Here is a 513-nt window from a genome sequence, read left to right as displayed (position 1 = left end):
CGTGGGGAGCCGATAGCGGCCGACTGGCAGCAGATCGTCGTCTTCGTCTCGATCGCTTCGATGGCGCTTGGATCCTTCGCGGCGATCGGACAGACCAACATCAAGCGCCTGATGGCCTATTCCTCGATCGGCAATGTCGGCTTCGCGCTGGTCGGGCTTGCGGCCAATTCCGAGACAGGCGTGCGCGGCGTCATCATCTACATGGCGATCTACCTGGTGATGACGCTTGGCACATTCGCGTTCATCCTCGCCATGCGGCGCAAGGATGGCAATGTCGAGCAGATAAGCGATCTTGCCGGCCTTTCTTCCACCAATCCGATGATGGCGACGATCCTGACCATCCTGATGTTCTCGCTGGCCGGCATTCCGCCACTCGCCGGCTTCTGGGCCAAATGGTACGTGTTCCTGGCGGCCATTGACGCCGGGCTCTATGCGTTGGCCGTCATCGGCGTGCTCGCCTCCGTGGTCGGCGCCTATTATTATCTGCGCATCATCAAGATCATGTGGTTCGAC

General features: G+C 60.2%; 1 protein-coding gene. It reads left to right on the top strand.

Annotation, left to right across the window (positions count from 1 at the left end; genetic code table 11):
* Positions 1-513: NADH-quinone oxidoreductase subunit N (locus MAXJ12_RS13415; RefSeq protein ID WP_008836431.1), on the top strand; the 513-nt coding region annotated here is incomplete at both ends.

It is taken from the genome of Mesorhizobium alhagi CCNWXJ12-2, assembly GCF_000236565.1.
Lineage (GTDB): Bacteria > Pseudomonadota > Alphaproteobacteria > Rhizobiales > Rhizobiaceae > Allomesorhizobium > Allomesorhizobium alhagi.
The sequence above is the reverse complement of the archived record's forward strand: the minus strand, read 5'-3'. Positions and strand labels throughout refer to the sequence as shown.